Origin of the sequence: Nostoc sp. CCY 9925 (genome assembly GCF_963920935.1) — a bacterium.
Lineage (GTDB): Bacteria > Cyanobacteriota > Cyanobacteriia > Cyanobacteriales > Nostocaceae > Nostoc.
Window position 1 is genome coordinate 1 of sequence record NZ_CAWUDO010000339.1, and the last position, 228, is coordinate 228.

At 63.2% G+C, this 228-nt stretch carries 1 protein-coding gene; it reads right to left on the reverse strand.

Features of this window, described 5'->3' with window-relative positions; all coding sequences use genetic code 11:
- The coding region (locus tag ACM0OY_RS40685) for an SDR family NAD(P)-dependent oxidoreductase (protein ID WP_414574346.1) at positions 1 to 123 on the reverse strand (123 nt) is incomplete at its 3' end.
- Between the last annotated feature and the right edge of the window lie 105 nt (positions 124 to 228).

Consider the following 228-nt stretch of genomic DNA (forward strand, 5'->3'; position numbering starts at 1 on the left):
CGGGGCCTCGCGACGGCCGGTTATGATGACCTGATTGTCCCGCGCGTGCAGGGCCTCCGCCAGGGCGCGGCCGATGCCGGTGCCGCCGCCGGTGATCAGGATGGTGTTGCCGGTGATGTTCATGGTCAGGCTCCTGTTCTGACGCGTGCAATCGCGTTGAAACCCAGTTATGACGGTCGCTCTCTTATGGAAAGTAGGCACCGAAACCCGCCATACTTACCGCACGGA